Origin of the sequence: Streptomyces sp. NPDC020983 (assembly GCF_044333485.1) — a bacterium.
In the GTDB taxonomy this organism is placed as follows: domain Bacteria; phylum Actinomycetota; class Actinomycetes; order Streptomycetales; family Streptomycetaceae; genus Actinacidiphila.
Genome location: NZ_JBIRRA010000011.1, coordinates 232,017 through 247,098 on the forward strand (window position 1 = coordinate 232,017; position 15,082 = coordinate 247,098).

11 protein-coding genes are annotated in these 15,082 nt (G+C 72.1%); 3 read left to right on the forward strand and 8 right to left on the reverse strand.

What is annotated here, in order from left to right:
- Positions 1 to 23 precede the first annotated feature (23 nt).
- Complete coding sequence (locus ACH4SE_RS25180; RefSeq protein ID WP_398545724.1) at positions 24 to 689, forward strand: hypothetical protein; 666 nt, start codon at positions 24 to 26, stop codon at positions 687 to 689.
- Between the two features lie 214 nt (positions 690 to 903).
- Here ACH4SE_RS25180 and ACH4SE_RS25185 read toward each other — a convergent pair whose 3' ends face one another.
- A complete protein-coding gene (locus tag ACH4SE_RS25185) occupies positions 904 to 3,024 on the reverse strand; it encodes a type IIA DNA topoisomerase subunit B (protein WP_398545725.1) in 2,121 nt (706 codons plus the stop codon).
- Positions 3,025 to 3,450: 426 nt separating this feature from the next.
- Between ACH4SE_RS25185 and ACH4SE_RS25190 the strand changes: the two genes are divergently transcribed.
- Positions 3,451 to 3,681: a hypothetical protein gene (locus tag ACH4SE_RS25190; protein WP_398545726.1), complete on the forward strand. Its 231-nt coding sequence runs from the start codon at positions 3,451 to 3,453 to the stop codon at positions 3,679 to 3,681.
- 91 nt (positions 3,682 to 3,772) lie between these two features.
- Here the strand turns inward: ACH4SE_RS25190 and ACH4SE_RS25195 are convergent, their stop codons facing one another.
- The 6 genes from ACH4SE_RS25195 to ACH4SE_RS25220 form a co-directional block, all read right to left on the reverse strand.
- Positions 3,773 to 4,645: a S1 family peptidase gene (locus ACH4SE_RS25195; RefSeq protein ID WP_398545727.1), complete on the reverse strand. Its 873-nt coding sequence runs from the start codon at positions 4,643 to 4,645 to the stop codon at positions 3,773 to 3,775.
- Positions 4,646 to 4,780: 135 nt separating this feature from the next.
- Positions 4,781 to 6,349: an RNA polymerase sigma factor gene (locus ACH4SE_RS25200; RefSeq protein ID WP_398545728.1), complete on the reverse strand. Its 1,569-nt coding sequence runs from the start codon at positions 6,347 to 6,349 to the stop codon at positions 4,781 to 4,783.
- 254 nt (positions 6,350 to 6,603) lie between these two features.
- Positions 6,604 to 7,512: a FadR/GntR family transcriptional regulator gene (locus ACH4SE_RS25205; protein WP_398545729.1), complete on the reverse strand. Its 909-nt coding sequence runs from the start codon at positions 7,510 to 7,512 to the stop codon at positions 6,604 to 6,606.
- 105 nt (positions 7,513 to 7,617) lie between these two features.
- Positions 7,618 to 9,402 carry an ATP-binding cassette domain-containing protein gene (locus ACH4SE_RS25210; RefSeq protein ID WP_398545730.1) on the reverse strand — a complete coding sequence of 595 codons (1,785 nt, stop codon included), beginning with the start codon at positions 9,400 to 9,402 and terminating at the stop codon, positions 7,618 to 7,620.
- Positions 9,403 to 9,466: 64 nt separating this feature from the next.
- Positions 9,467 to 10,201 carry an NUDIX domain-containing protein gene (locus ACH4SE_RS25215; protein WP_398545731.1) on the reverse strand — a complete coding sequence of 245 codons (735 nt, stop codon included), beginning with the start codon at positions 10,199 to 10,201 and terminating at the stop codon, positions 9,467 to 9,469.
- Between the two features lie 83 nt (positions 10,202 to 10,284).
- Complete coding sequence (locus tag ACH4SE_RS25220; RefSeq protein WP_398545732.1) at positions 10,285 to 12,201, reverse strand: glycogen debranching N-terminal domain-containing protein; 1,917 nt, start codon at positions 12,199 to 12,201, stop codon at positions 10,285 to 10,287.
- A 276-nt stretch (positions 12,202 to 12,477) separates the two neighbouring features.
- Here ACH4SE_RS25220 and ACH4SE_RS25225 point away from each other — a divergent pair, with 276 nt between their 5' ends.
- Positions 12,478 to 13,788, forward strand: coding sequence for an alpha/beta fold hydrolase (locus ACH4SE_RS25225; RefSeq protein WP_398545733.1), 1,311 nt, complete (start codon positions 12,478 to 12,480; stop codon positions 13,786 to 13,788).
- Here ACH4SE_RS25225 and ACH4SE_RS25230 read toward each other — a convergent pair.
- Positions 13,700 to 14,956 (reverse strand): DUF4192 domain-containing protein, encoded by a 1,257-nt coding sequence (locus ACH4SE_RS25230; RefSeq protein WP_398545734.1) that lies wholly within the window; start codon positions 14,954 to 14,956, stop codon positions 13,700 to 13,702. The genes ACH4SE_RS25225 and ACH4SE_RS25230 overlap by 89 nt on opposite strands.
- Between the last annotated feature and the right edge of the window lie 126 nt (positions 14,957 to 15,082).

Genomic DNA, 15,082 nt, shown 5'->3' on the forward strand with positions numbered 1-15,082 from the left:
CGCAGTCACAGGAGATGGTTCGCATGACCCCCTTCCTCCTGGGGATAGTCAGTTCACTGGCCGCCAGTGCGATCGCCCTCGGGCTCGGCCTTCTCCGCGGCTCACGTCCGCTGTGGTGGCTGATCGCCACCTGCTCCTCGTTCACCGGCACCGGACTCCGCCGCGTCTACCGTCGGCAGGCGTCTGCCGAGCGGGACATCGCACGCGACCTTGAGCGCGCCCGCTGGATCAAGGTCCTCGCGGGGCGCGGAAACGTGCTCACCCGTGAGGCATTCTCCCCGGTGTGGACCGGGGAGTTGTCACCCGACTCCGTCCAAGTCCTGCTCCCCGACTCCCGGGCCCGGCAGAACTCCTGGCTCGACCAGCGCTCCCACGACGTGCAGCGGTTCGACCCCGGCTACAGCCGGACCCTGCTGAGGGGCCAGGTGCGGGCGAACATGGACTACCTCACCCGTGTCACGTCCGCACGGGGCAATGTCGAACTCCGCGAATTCAACTTGCCCCACACCTGCCGCGTGATCGCGACGGACCGAGCCGCCTTCCTGACCTTCTACAGCAGTTCCACGCACGGCAGGAACTCCGCCTGCCTGTACGTCCGGGCGCCCGGACTGCTGTACTCCATCGCCCTCCAGCAGTTCGACACGGCCTGGACCCACAGCTCCCCCGTCCACCCGTTGTCTCGTCCCTGACGGGCTCCTTCGAAGCCAGCGAGCACAGAGGCAGGCAGGTAACCGACTGGGCGAGAGCGAACTGAGCACGAATTCGCCCCGGGAGGTCGATCAGGCCGGATGTCCTGCGAGGGCTGCACCCGTGGGAGCTGAGCTCACGCCAGTTCTTTTGCGGGCTGCGTGCGGACCACGCTGTGGGCCGGGCCCCAAGCTGGCCCGCACGTTCAGCCGCAGATCAGACGTCGATCTTCGAGCGGTCGAGCGTCGTGGCCGAGTTGGTGATGAACTCCTTGCGGGGGGCGACCTCGTTGCCCATCAGGAGGTCGAAGGCTCGCTCGGCGGCTTCGATGTCGCTGATGTTGATGCGGCGCAGGGTGCGGTGGCGGGGGTCCATCGTGGTTTCGGCCAGCTGGTTGGCGTCCATCTCGCCGAGGCCCTTGTAGCGCTGGATGCTGTCCTTGTAGCGGACGTTGCGGCGCTGGAGGTCGAGCAGGGTCTGGCGCAGTTCGTTGTCGGAGTAGGTGTAGAGGTATTTGTCCTGGCCCTTCTTGGGCTGGACGAGCTCGATGCGGTGCAACGGCGGGACCGCCGAGAAGACGCGTCCTTCCTCGACCATGGGGCGCATGTAGCGCTGGAAGAGGGTCAGGAGCAGGCAGCGGATGTGGGCGCCGTCGACGTCGGCGTCGGCGAGGAAGATCACCTTGCCGTAGCGCGCCTGGTCGATGTCGAAGGTGCGGCCGGAGCCGGCTCCTATGACCTGGATGATCGCGCCGCACTCGGCGTTCTTGAGCATGTCGGAGACCGACGACTTCTGGGTGTTGAGGATCTTGCCGCGGATCGGCAGCAGCGCCTGGAACTCGGAGTTGCGCGCGAGCTTGGCGGTGCCGAGCGCCGAGTCGCCCTCCACGATGAACAGTTCGCTGCGGTCGACGTCGTCGCTGCGGCAGTCGGCGAGCTTGGCGGGCAGGGAGGACGTCTCCAGCGCCGTCTTCCTGCGCTGGGCCTCCTTGTGCTGGCGGGCCGCGATGCGCGTCCGGGCGGCGGCGACGGCCTTCTCCAGGACGGCGCGGGCCTGCGCCTTGGCGTCCCGCTTGGTGGAGGTGAGGAACTCCTTCAGCTCCCTGGCCACCACGTTGGCCACGATCCGGTTGGCGGCGGAGGTGCCGAGCACCTCCTTGGTCTGGCCCTCGAACTGCGGCTCGGCGAGCCGGACGGTGACGACCGCCGTGAGGCCCTCCATGGCGTCGTCCTTGACGATGTCGTCCTCGGCGACACGCAGCAGCTTGGTGGCGCGCAGCACCTCGTTCACCGTCTTGGCCACCGACCGCTCGAAACCGGTGACGTGGGTGCCGCCCTTGGGCGTGGCGATGATGTTGACGAAGGAGCGGACCGTGCTGTCGTAGCCGGTGCCCCAGCGCAGCGCGATGTCGACGCCCAGTTCACGGGTGACCTCGGTGGGGGTCATGTGGCCGCGGTCGTCGAGGACCGGGACGGTCTCCTTGAACGTCCCGCTGCCGGTGAGCCGCAGGACGTCGCAGATGGGCTTGTCGGGGGCCAGGAAGTCGCAGAACTCGCTGATACCGCCGTCGAAGTGGAAGATCTCCTCGACCGGCTTCTCGGACTCGATGCCGCGCTCGTCCCGGACGACGATCGTCAGGCCCGGCACCAGGAAGGCCGTCTGGCGGGCACGCTGGTACAGCGTCTCCAGCGACAGCTTGGCGTCCTTGAGGAAGATCTGCCGGTCCGGCCAGTAGCGGACGCGGGTGCCGGTGCGTGTGCGCGGGACCTTCTTGGTCTTCTTCAGGCCGCTCGCGGGTTCGAACTTCGCATCGGGGCCGGCGGCGGCGAAGGCGCCGGGGACGCCGCGGCGGAAACTGATGGCGTGGGTGCTGCCGCCACGGTCGACCTCGACGTCGAGACGCGACGAGAGCGCGTTGACGACCGAGGCGCCGACACCGTGCAGACCGCCCGAGGCGGCGTACGAGCCGCCGCCGAACTTGCCGCCGGCGTGCAGCTTGGTCATGACGACCTCGACGCCCGACAGGCCCGTCTTGGGCTCGACGTCGACGGGGATCCCACGGCCGTTGTCGCGGACCTCGATGGAGCCGTCGGCCCCGAGGACGACCTCGATGCTGTCGCAGTGGCCGCCCAGGGCCTCGTCCACGGAGTTGTCGATGATCTCCCAGACGCAGTGCATCAGACCGCGACTGTCGGTTGACCCGATGTACATGCCCGGACGCTTGCGAACGGCTTCGAGGCCTTCGAGAACGAGCAGGTGCCGCGCTGTGTAGTTGGAGCCGTCGCGATCTGCGCCCGTCAGCAGCGCGGTGGACGGCACGGATGTTTCGGCGGTCACGCGGGCAACTCCTCGATCTGGTGTGGCCTGAAGCTCTTCAGCCGTGTCGGTGAGAGGGTACCGAGGTCCGGGAGGACGGCCGCGCCGCGACCCGGTATCCGGAGCATCATCGTAGCCCTGCTCGCTCACGCGTTCGATAACCCGCACGAGTGATACACATGTCACGTTCCCAAAGAGGCATGAACCATTTAGGCTCCGGGCACGTCCTCACCAACACCCCGGCAAGCCGGTCGGGGCGAGTGTGGATCAGTACGACAAAAGCCCCATAGGCACCATTCGACGCAACTGACTCCTATTCGCCGCCAATCGGTAGCACCCAGTCACTCCGAGGTCCGTTTTCGAGGAAAAGTCGTCAGCGGGAACGTTTTCGGCCTGGTTGGATGTTGACCCTGGTACGACAGCTCGTCGAGCTAGAGAAGAGGCGACGTGACCACTGTTCTGACCCCCGCGAGTCCGCTGACAGCGGCAGACCGCTGCGACCGTTGCGGCGCTCAGGCCTACCTGCGTGTCGTTCTCGCCAGCGGCGGAGAGCTGCTCTTCTGCGCACACCACGGACGCAAGTTCGAGCCGGAACTCAAGAAGATCGCTGCGGAAATACAGGACGAGACGGGGCGCCTCACCGACCCCCCGGCCTCGGCGGGAGATGACGAGCGCTGACACATCGCACCACGCGACGAGCTCGGCCCCGCGGGCGGACGGACCCCTACAGGGGGTGTCCGCCCGCGGGCTTTCCGCCACCGGGCCGTGCTCACATGTGCTGGGCCACCAGCCCGGACACCGCTGACACGCGGGTGTAGACGCCCGGGTAGTCGGCCTCCGCGCAGCCCGTCCCCCAGGACACCAGCCCGATCAGCAGACCGCCCACGACGAGCGGTCCACCGCTGTCACCCTGGCACGCGTCCTTGCCACCGCCCGTCACCCCCGCGCACACCATGGAATCGCGCACATACGTGCCGTCCGCGTCGCCGGGGTAGGCCTTCTCGCACACCGAGTCCGCCAGTACGTCCACCGTGGCCGTCCGCAGCGCCTGCGGGTACGTACCCTGCCCCGTGGTGTCACCCCAGCCGTAGACCTGCGCCGGGGTGCCCGGTGCGTACGGGGCGGTGTCCGACGGTTGGGCCATCGGGATCACGGCGCCGCCGGGGAGCGCCTGCGACAGTGTGATCACCGCGACGTCCCCGGCGTTGGTGGAGGCGTCGAAATCGGGATTGACCCACACGTCGGAGAGCTGCAGCTCCTGCCCGTCCGAGCCGCTCAGATCCGTCCGCCCGGCGATCACCCTCAGGTCCGGCAGGTTGTGCCAGTCCGTGACGCCGAGCGCCTCCTGACCGAGGCAGTGCGCCGCGGTGACGACCGTACGCGCCCCCACCGCCACACCGCCGCAGAACTGCCCGGATCTCGCCGAGCCGAAACGCTTACGGCTGGCCAGCGCCACCACCCACGGCTCGTCGTCGGTCGATGTCGGCACACCGCCGACCACTACTCCATTGGCGGCGGCGGGAGCCGCCGGCGCCGCCAGCGGGAGGGCGAACGCCGGCAGCAGGGCCGCCGCGGCTATGGCCGTACGACGGCGGCCTCGCCGGCCCTGTCGACGCAGGCAGGTGGGAACGGGGAGATGCATACGGCCTCCTGACCCTGTGAACCACTCTGAGCACCCAGAGTCATCGATAGGGCGGGAGGCCGCATCCGCAGACCGGCGACGCGCGCGGGCGGCGCGCCCCGGTCCCGCCGTCCCGGAGGACGGCCGTAGGGAGGATCAGTCGAGGTAGTCCCGCAGCACCTGGGAGCGCGACGGGTGGCGCAGCTTCGACATCGTCTTCGACTCGATCTGCCGGATCCGCTCACGCGTGACCCCGTAGACCTTGCCGATCTCGTCCAGCGTCTTCGGCTGCCCGTCGGTGAGCCCGAACCGCATGGAGACCACGCCCGCCTCCCGCTCGGACAGCGTGTCGAGGACCGAGTGCAGCTGCTCCTGCAGAAGCGTGAAGCTGACCGCGTCGGCGGGCACGACCGCCTCGGAGTCCTCGATGAGGTCACCGAACTCGCTGTCGCCGTCCTCACCGAGCGGGGTGTGCAGCGAGATCGGCTCGCGGCCGTACTTCTGGACCTCGATGACCTTCTCCGGGGTCATGTCGAGTTCCTTGGCCAGCTCCTCCGGGGTGGGCTCGCGGCCCAGGTCCTGGAGCATCTGCCGCTGCACCCTGGCGAGCTTGTTGATGACCTCGACCATGTGCACAGGGATGCGGATGGTGCGGGCCTGGTCGGCCATCGCGCGGGTGATCGCCTGCCGGATCCACCAGGTGGCGTACGTGGAGAACTTGAAGCCCTTGGTGTAGTCGAACTTCTCCACCGCACGGATCAGGCCCAGGTTGCCCTCCTGGATCAGGTCCAGGAAGAGCATGCCGCGGCCGGTGTAGCGCTTGGCCAGGGAGACCACGAGCCGGAGGTTGGCCTCCAGCAGGTGGTTCTTGGCCCAGCGCCCGTCCTCGGCGATGATTTCCAGCTCGCGCTTGAGCTTGGGGGCGAGCTTGTCGGCGGCCGCCAGCTTGTCCTCGGCGAAGAGGCCTGCCTCGATGCGCTTGGCCAGCTCCACCTCCTGCTCGGCGTTGAGCAGCGGGACCTTGCCGATCTGCTTGAGGTAGTCCTTGACCGGGTCGGCGGTGGCACCGGCCACCGCGACCTGCTGCGCGGGCGCGTCGTCCTCGTCGTCGTCGGAGAGCACGAAGCTCTCGGACTCCGTCTTCTCCGCCTCCTCGTCGCCCTTGCCGGGCGCGACGTCCTCCAGGGGCTCGTCCACCTCGACGACGTCGTCCTCGTTCGCAGCGGCTGCCGTCTTCTTGGCTGCCGCCGCCTTCTTCGCGGGCGCCTTCTTGGCAGCCGTCTTCTTCACGGCCGCCTTCTTCGCCGGCGCCTTCTTGGCTGGGTTCTCCGCCTCCACCGATGGCTCCACCGTGGTCTCGGCCTCGGCCACCGGCTCGGGAGCCGGGGCCTTGGGCGCTACGGTCTTCTTGGCAGGGGCCGCCTTGGCGGCGACCGCCTTGGTGGCAGTACGTTTCGCCGGACTCTTGGCTGCGACGCTCTTGCGGGTGCGCTTGGGCGACTCGGCGGCACTCACCATCAGCGTCACACCCTCCTCGTCGAGGACCTGGTTGAGGCTGCGCAGAACGTTCTTCCACTGGGTTGCCGGAATCTGGTCCGCTTCGAACGCCCGACGCACGTCGTCGCCTGCGATCTGCCCCTGGGCCTTACCCTGCTCGATGAGCGCCATCAGAGACTCGGACTCGGCGATCTCGGACGGGAGCGTACGGGATGTGCTGGCCGACACGAACAACCTCTCGGAACGATGGGAACGACTCGGTGGAACCGTACGGCGACTCGGCGTCGGAATCGATGCCGAATATTCCTCGTACGGCCGCCACCTCTTAAGTCATCGCACTGCCTCGCCTGGCGTTACGCCCAGCTTACGTGGCCCGAGTCACACCCCAAATTGTGCAGATCAGCGGCAAAGCCGGACATGTGACGCGCACGAGCCGCCGCCGGCCCCCCTGCCCCGGGGCCCGCGGCGGTCTGCGGAGGCGGTCAGTGCTCTCGGGGGGCCGGGACGACATGGTCCGCGGCGGCCGAGGGCTGTTCCGTGGAACCCGCGAGCAGCTGGCGCATCGCCGCCTCGGCGGTGCCGCCGTCGCCCTCGGCGAGCGCCTCGACGATCCGGTGGTGCAGCCCTACCGAGGTGTCGCCCGGGCGCTCACAGCCGGTGACCGGGCCGCCGGAGACCTGGAGGGCCGCCAGGACGATCCCCGACAGGTGCTCCAGCATGCGGTTGCCGGCGACGGTGAGCAGCAGCGTGTGGAATTCCACGTCCGCGCGCGTGAAGGTGAGCGCGTCACCCTGGGCCGCCGCATGCGCCATGATCTCGGCCATGTCGGCGAGCCGCTGCTGGACGTCCTCGCGTCCGTGACCGGCGGCGAGCCGGGCGGCGAGCGGTTCGATCGTGGAGCGCAGGTCGAGCAGCTCGCGGCGCTGCTCCTCACGGTGCGGGCCGAAGGCGCGCCATTCGATGATGTCGGGGTCGAGCAGATTCCAGTCACTGACGGGGCGGACCCGGGTGCCGACGTTCGGCCGGGCACTGACCAGGCCCTTGGCCTCCAGCACCCGCAGCGATTCGCGGACCACGGTGCGGGAGACCTCGAAGCGCTGGCCGATCTCCTCGGGCACCAGCGGGCGGTCGGCGCCGAGGTCGCCGGACACGATCATCTGGCCGAGCTGCTGGACGAGTTGGCCGTGCAGCCCGCGGCCGCGGCTGCCGCCTGTTCGGCGGCCCACACGGCCCACGTCCGGATCCATGCCTTCCCAGGACGTGATCCCGCCCGCCGGGCGGTCGCCGGCGGGGGCATCGGCATACGAGTAGCGGTCCAGCTCGCCCGGGCCGGCGATGCCGGAGTCAGCGGAGCGAGCCGCGGTCATCATGGTGTGCGCAAGGGTACTCACGCATCCTTTGTCGGCGATGCTGATGCAGGCCTTGAGGGCTTTGCTGAAAAGCACACGAAAGGGTGAGCGCTCATCACCTGATAATTGACGCTTTATCAGGACGAATCAGGCCTCTTCCCGCTCGACTCGCACAGTGGCCGTGGAGCGGACGGGAGTTGACCCGCGCCCTCGCCTGCGCACCCGCAACGCACCTGCCAGATAGGCGATGACCAGGCACGACAGTGACAACACCATTGCGGCAAGCAGGGGTTGGGCCGCCGAGCGCAGCGCCGCGAGGGCTGCCCGGTCGTCCGCACGCGGCGCCCCCGTGACCACCGACCACAACGCACCCGCCGCGTCACGGAACTGCGCTCCCGTCCTCCCGCCGAGCAGGAGACGCAGCGCGGGCGCCACCAGCAGCGGTACGGACAGCACCGCGGAGACCCCGAGCACCGTGGTACGGAACGCGCACGCCGCCAGCACCCCCGTCCAGGCACAGGCCGTGCAGAGCGCGGCCCAGCCGGCGGTGGTGGCCGACAGCCCCAGCGGGTCCGGGAGAGCTCCGGGGCCGAGGGCCAGCCGCAGCGCGGCGGTGTCCGCAAGAGCCGCCAGCAGCGCGAGCAGCAACGCCAGGACCCCGCTGACCGCGAGCTTGGCGGCGAGCAGCCGGGGAGCGCGGGGCTCCGGGCCGAAACCGGGGGTCAGGGCCGGGAAGGCGAACTCCTGCCCGTACGACAGCGCCCCCAGCACCGCCGCGCCGAGCGCCGCGGCCGGCAGCGGCACGCCGGCCGGCCAGCCCGACAGCAGCCGCAGTTGCGGGGTGTGCGGCGCTCCGCCGCGCGCGACCAGCAGCGCGCCCAGCACCGACCCGGCGACCGCGGCCGCCACCACCGGCAGGCTCGTACGCAGCCCGAAGCAGCGGCGCAGCTCGTAGCGCAGCGGCTGCAGCGGGCCGTGCGGCGTGCGCAACGGCGCGGGCCGGGGCCGGGGAAGGGCCCTGCGGCGCGCGGCGGCTTCCCCGCGGCCCCGGTCCGGGCGCGCCTCCTGGGGCTCGGCCACGGTTCCACCGGGGCGGTCGGCGAGCTGGTGCAGCAGGATGCCGTGCCGGTGGGCGGTCTCGCCGACGTCGGCGGACGTGGCCCCGTAGACGGCGATACGGCTGCCGCCTTCGGCGACCACCTCGGCGCCGTCCTCGGCCAGCAGTCCGGCGAGCCGCTGGGCGTAGGGCGAGCGCACCGCGACATGGGCGCGCAGCCGGGTGCCGGCGAAGCTGTCCGCCGGCTCGTCGGCGGTGATGCGGCCGCCGTCCAGTACGACGATCCGATCCGCCGTCCTGGCCAGCGCGCCGGGGTCGCGGCCGGTGAGCAGCACCGCGCCGCCGGCTGCGGCGTGGCGGCGCACCAGTGCGTGCACCCAGGCCGCCTCACGCGGCGGCAGGTCCCGCGCCGGGTCGTCGACCACGAGGGTGTGCGGGCCGGGCAGCAGCGCGACGGCGAAGGCGAGACGCCGGTCCATGCTCAGCGCGTACGTGCCGAGCCGCCGGTCGGCCACCGCGCCCAGGCCGACGGCCTCCAGCAGCTCGTCGGCCCGGGACGGGGGAAGTCCGTGGGCGGCGCACAGCATCCGCAGGTGACCGCGGGCGGTGCGGCGGGGGTGGCCGGGAACGTCTCCGAGGACGGCGCCGACGGCGCGCTCGGGGCGTGCCAGGTCACGCAGCGGGCAGCCGTCGACGAGTGTGGCGCCCTTGCCGGGCTGCAGGCCGAGCAGCAGGCGCAGAGCGGTGGTCTTCCCCGATCCGGCGGGTCCGAGCAGGCCGGTGACCTCGCCGGGCCGGATGTCGAAGGTGAGGTCGGCGACGGTCGGCGGGCTGGTGCGCCGGGGCATGCTGGTCAGTCCGATGGCCTGGATCACCCCAGCACCATAACGCCAGGATTGGTACGTAATGCCCGAAATCCGAATGACGTCCGCCGGGGAGTCACACCTCGGGTCGGAGCATCGGGGGGTTCAGCAGGGTGGCCCCGCCCGCCCGGAACAGCTGCGCCGGACGGCCGCCCTGCCGCGTCGTCGTCCCGCCCGTGGGCACCAGGAAGCCCACCGTCCCCGTGACCTTGCGGTGGAAGTTGCGCGGGTCGAGGGCCACTCCCCACACCGCCTCGTACACCCGGCGCAACTCGCCGACCGTGAACTCGGGAGGGCAGAACGCCGTGGCCAGTGACGAGTACTCGATCTTCGACCTGGCCCGCTCCACCCCGTCGGCCAGGATCCGCGCGTGATCGAAGGCCAGCGGCGGCGTGTCGGCGGCATGCTCTTGGCCGTCCTCCCCCAGCAGCGTGCCGACCGGCGCCCACCGGGCGCTGCGCGCGTCGCCGCCCGCCCGCGGCGCGGGCAGATCCGGTGCGAGCACCAGATGGGCGACGCTGACCACCCGCATCCGCGGGTCGCGCTGCGGATCGCCGTAGGTGGCGAGCTGTTCGAGATGGGCGCCGCTCTGCGCCCGCAGGCCCGTCTCCTCGGCCAGTTCCCGGGCCGCGGCCTGGGTCAGGTCCTCGTCCTGCCGGACGAAGCCGCCGGGCAGCGCCCACCGCCCCTGGTAGGGAGGCTCACCACGGCGCACCGACAGCGCGCACAGGGCGTGATGCCGGACCGTGAGCACGACCAGGTCGACGGTCACGGCGAAGGGCGGGAAGGCCGACGGGTCGTAGGGCGACATGGTGGTGATCTTAGTCGTCTGCCTGACGATAATCAGCCGGATCGGCACCTTCCACGATCACGTCGTGGGCCGCGCCGCCCCTGTCACGCGCCGAGCCGCAGACCCGGGGGCGCCTCCTCGACCATCGCCGTCCCCGTCCTGCCGACCCGCACCGCGAACGGCGCGCCCGCGACCCGCATCCCGCTCACCCTGACCGCCCCCACCGGCGCCCGGGCCATCGGGCGCAGCGCGACGGAGCCTCCCGGCACGTCGGGCCGCACCCCTGCGAGCGCGGCCAGCACGTGCACCGCCCCGGCCGCGGCGAGCGCCGCGGGACGGCACGCCATGGGATGCGGGCACGGTGTACGTCCGGCCGCGCGCTGCTCCCCGGCGTACATCTCCGGCAGCCTCGCCCCGAACGCCGCAGCCGCGTCGAGGAGCCCGGTGAGCAGGGCCACCGCCGCGTCCTCGTGTCCGGCGGCGGCCAGACCGGCCACGGCGACCGCGGTCTCGTGCACGCGGACGGCGCCGCTGCGATGCCCGAACGGGTTGTATCCCGGCGCCCCGGCCGGCAGGGTGCGCAGCCCCCAGCCGCTGTCCAGTCCCGGCGCCGTCAGCAGCCGCGCGAGCCGGGCCGTCCGCCCCGTGTCCAGCAGCCCCGGGGCCACGGAGCCTCCTGCGGCCAATCCGGTGTCCAGCAGGTGGGCCAGTACCGACGACGGAACGTCCAGAACGCCGCCCCCCGCCGTGCGCGCCACCACGGGACGGCCTCCTCCGGGCTCGTCCGTCCAGAACCGCAGCCGGAACTCCGCCCGCAGCTGCGCCGCCCGCTCCCGCCAGCTCTCCCCGCCCGGTCTGCCGAAAGCCTCCAGCAGATCCGCGCCGTGCAGCGCGGCCCGGTGCGCAAAGGCCTGCACCTCGGCCCGCAGCGGGCCGCCGCGCACAGGACCGGCGACCAGTCCGCCCGCCCCCGCCGTCGCCATGGCCCGGTCCAGCCAGGCAAGGCAGCGCTCGGCCGCGGGCAGCAACTCCTCCACCTCCCGGGCCGGGAGTCCCCACCGCCAGGCCTCGGCCAGAACGGTCACGAACAGCGGCACCGCCTCCACCGCGCAGGGCAGCGGCGGCAGCTGGGCCCCGGTGTCGCGCGGCGGCCCGGCGATCTCCCCGCTGCCCGGGTCCTGGGCCCGCGCGATCGTGCGCAGCGTGCCCGCCGCGAGCCTGGTGCCGAACGGGAGCAGCATCCGCGCCGCCCACAGTGCGTCGGGCGGCGCACCGGCGAGCCGCCAGGGTGCTCCGGCCGCGGGGTACAGATCCGCGGGGTGCGCACGGTCACGCAGCAGCAGGCTCTGCACGTCGTCGAGCGATGTGCGCAGCAGCGCCCCGGCCCCGGTGTCGTCCGCCTCCAACTCCACGGCGGGCCAGAGCGCAGGCGGTCGTGCGAGTGGTGGCATCCGGTCGGTGGCCCCCGCGGGCCGAACGGACCCGGTGCGCAGCTCGATCGTGCGCGCTCCGCCGCCCGGCAGGTCGAGCCGCCACACCAGCACGCCCGTCGCGGCGAACACCTCGTCGGGGACGGGCCGGGCGGTCGCCACCACCACGCGCTCGCCGTCCGTCCAGCGCAGCCCCGCACCGCTGACGGTGCAGGACACTCCGCGCCCACCCCGCCCCGCAGCCACGGCGGCGAGCGGCGCGAGGTCGGTACCGAGGGCGATCTCGACCGGCAACCGTATCGGAAGGGAGCCGGCATTCGTGACCGTGATCCGCTCGACTCCCCCGGCCGTCCGCAACCGCTCGACCGTCATCGTGGGATCGGGCCCGCTGCCTGCGGCGCCGCCCACCACCGCCACGAAGCGGACCCGGTCGGCGCCGAGCGTCACCGCCTGAACGGGAACCGGTTCCACCCCCGCGACCGTCAGCAGGCACCGGGCGAGAAGCCGCCTTCCGTCGCGGTAGAGGCCGGCGACTCCGTCACCGCGCAACTGGCCGTCCCGGTCCGACACGGCCAGCGCCGGGGCGGCCACGCAGACCAGCGTGTCGTGGACGGGCGCCGTCCGCCGCCCCGCCCGCACCGGCGCCGGACGCGGCGGCGCCGTCACCGCTTCCCGCCGCCCCGCGCCGGGCTCCGCCGCACGGCGTGGGCCCGGCGCGCTCCCGAATGCTGCTTCAGCTGCTGCGGTGAGTGCTGCACGCCTGGTGAACGCTGCTCCGCCCGGCCAGGTCACGGACCGTCTACCGTTCCTGGACGAAAGGCGCCGCAGCAGATGCGGCGCGCGCGGGAACCGCAGAAGTGAGGCAGCATGCCCGTCCACCGTCAGCCCGGCATCGTCGTCACCGACCACGTCCTCCCCGTACCGCTGGACCACCTTGCGCCGGGCGGGGAGCAGATCGACCTCTTCGCCCGGGAAGTGGTGGCCGCGGGCAAGGACCCGGGGCAGCTGCCCTGGCTGGTCTTCCTGCAGGGCGGCCCGGGAAACCGGGCCCCGCGGCCGCTGGGCCGGGACGGCTGGCTCTCGCGGGCGCTCGACGACTACCGGGTGCTGCTGCTCGACCAGCGCGGCACCGGCCGCTCGACGCCCGCGAACCGTCAGACCCTTCCGCTGCGCGGCGATGCCGCCGCCCAGGCGGAGTACCTGACCCATTTCCGGGCCGACTCCATCGTCAGGGACTGCGAGATCCTGCGGCGCCACCTGCTCGGCGACGACGGCCGGTGGACCGTCCTCGGCCAGAGCTTCGGCGGCTTCTGCGCCGTCACCTATCTGTCCTTCGCACCCGAGGCGCTGCGCGAGGTGCTGATCACCGGTGGCCTGCCCGGTCTGCGGGCGACGGCCGAGGACGTCTACCGCGCGGCCTACCCGCGCATCCGGCGCAAGAACGCAGCCCACTACACGCGCTATCCCGAGGACGTCGCCAGGGTCCGGGACATCGTCCGCCATCTGCACGAGCACTCCGTGCCGCTCCCGGACGGCGGCCTGCTCACCCCGCGCGCCTTCCAGGCCCTCGGCCTGATGCTCGGGTACGGAAGCGGGTCCCACACCCTGCATTACCTCGTCGAGGACGCCTTCGTCACCGGACCGGCCGACCCGGTCCTCTCCGACTCCTTCCTCTCGCAGGTCCAGGGGCATCTCTCCTTCGCGGGGGCCCCTCTCTACGCGCTGCTCCACGAGCCGAGCTACGGCCAGCGGTCCGTCCTCCAGGACGGAACCCGGTGGGCGGCCGAGCGTGTCCGGCCCGAATTCCCGGAGTTCGACGCCGGCGCCTCGTTGGAGAGCGGAGCGCCGGTGCTCTTCACCGGCGAGACGATCCACCCGTGGATGTTCGAGACCGACCCGGCGCTCGCACCACTGCGCGAGACGGCGGAGCTGCTGGCGCAGCGCGGACAGTGGCCCGACCTCTACGATCCGTCGCGGCTCGCGCACAACGACGTGCCGGTCGTCGCGGCCGTCTACCACGACGACATGTACGTCGACACCGCGGACTCGCTGGCGACCGCGCAGTCGATCCGCGGCCTGCGCACCTGGGTCACCGACGAATACGAGCACGACGGTCTCCGGGTGAGCGACGGCCGGGTCCTCGACCGGCTGCTCCGGATGGTCCGCGGCGAGCTGTAGCCGCCTCCACGACCCTGCGGCGCCTGGTGCCGCGCAGTGCACGGCGCACCACCTCCGGGTCGAGCCCCTGGCTGACGGCGTGCTGGAGCAGAAGGGCGAAGGAGCAGTGCGGCTCCAGCTCCAGCGCCGTGTGCAGCGCGACCCGCGCCTCCGCCTCGTCTCCGGAACACCACGCGACCCACCCGGTCAGGGCGAGCAGTGCCGCGGCGTGCTCCGTGTACGGCCCCGGACAGCGGCGGGCCAGCGCCCGCCAGAGCCGGACGGCAGCGCCCGCCCGCTGCGGATCCGCCCACTCCACGACGCGGTCGCGCGCTTCCCGGTCCTGCAGCCCGAGGATCATCTCCGCGGCTTCGTCGTCGGCGAGGAGAGCGTCGTCGCGCGGGTCGGACAGCGCGGCGTCGCTGATCGGGGGCGCCGCCGCGAAGGCGTCGAGAGCGGCCCTGGCCAGCTCGACGGTGCGCTCGGTGACCAAGGCGCCCGCGGCCCGGTCGAGCATGCGCGGCACGAGCCTGGCACAGGCCAGGTCGAGCGCGGCCTCGTGGGCGGCCGCCCGGCTACCGGCGGGCCGGAGCCGGGCCTCCAGGTCCCGCAGCGAGGACGGCATCGGGATGCCCGCGTAGGCGGCCGCCGCGGCGAGGGCGGACGTGCCGGGCGGGGCGAGCGGCGCTCCCTCGTCCGCAACCGCCGGATCCCCCTCCTGCTCGGGCCGGCAGTAGGACCACCACCGGCCGCCGGACAGGCACAGCGCCTCGACCACCGGCACGTCCAGCGCTCCGCAGGCGACGCGCAGCTGCTGGGCGACCGGCCGCAGCCGCTCCTTCACCTCCGGAGGGTGCTCACCCTCGCGCGGATCCTGGCAGAGGAAGGCGACGATCGCGGCGGGCCGGCCGCCGCGCCGCAGACTGCCGTCCACCAGGCAGCCGGCCAGGTGCCTGGCGACGTCGGGCCACTCCCTGAAGACCTCCGGCGCGCGGGGCAGGGCGATCCTCACCCGGCCGCCGAAGCGTCCTTCCTCCCCGTGCAGGGCCAGCAGGACGACGGAGTCGGTGGGGTGGTACCCCATGAGGAAGGGGAGGGCGTCGGCCAGCTCGCCGGGCCCGCTCAGGACGACCTTGAGACCCTCGACCGGCGATGACTCTCCGTGGTACATCTCGTTGCTCTGTGTCATGGTTCGAGAGTGCCGCACCGCACGCATCGCGCACCAGATCGCTCGAACGGCTGTGGAAAACTCGCGGCCCAAGTTGTCCACAGGCCGCACGCCGGGGTTGGCGCTCTGTCGGTGGTGTCCTGTTGC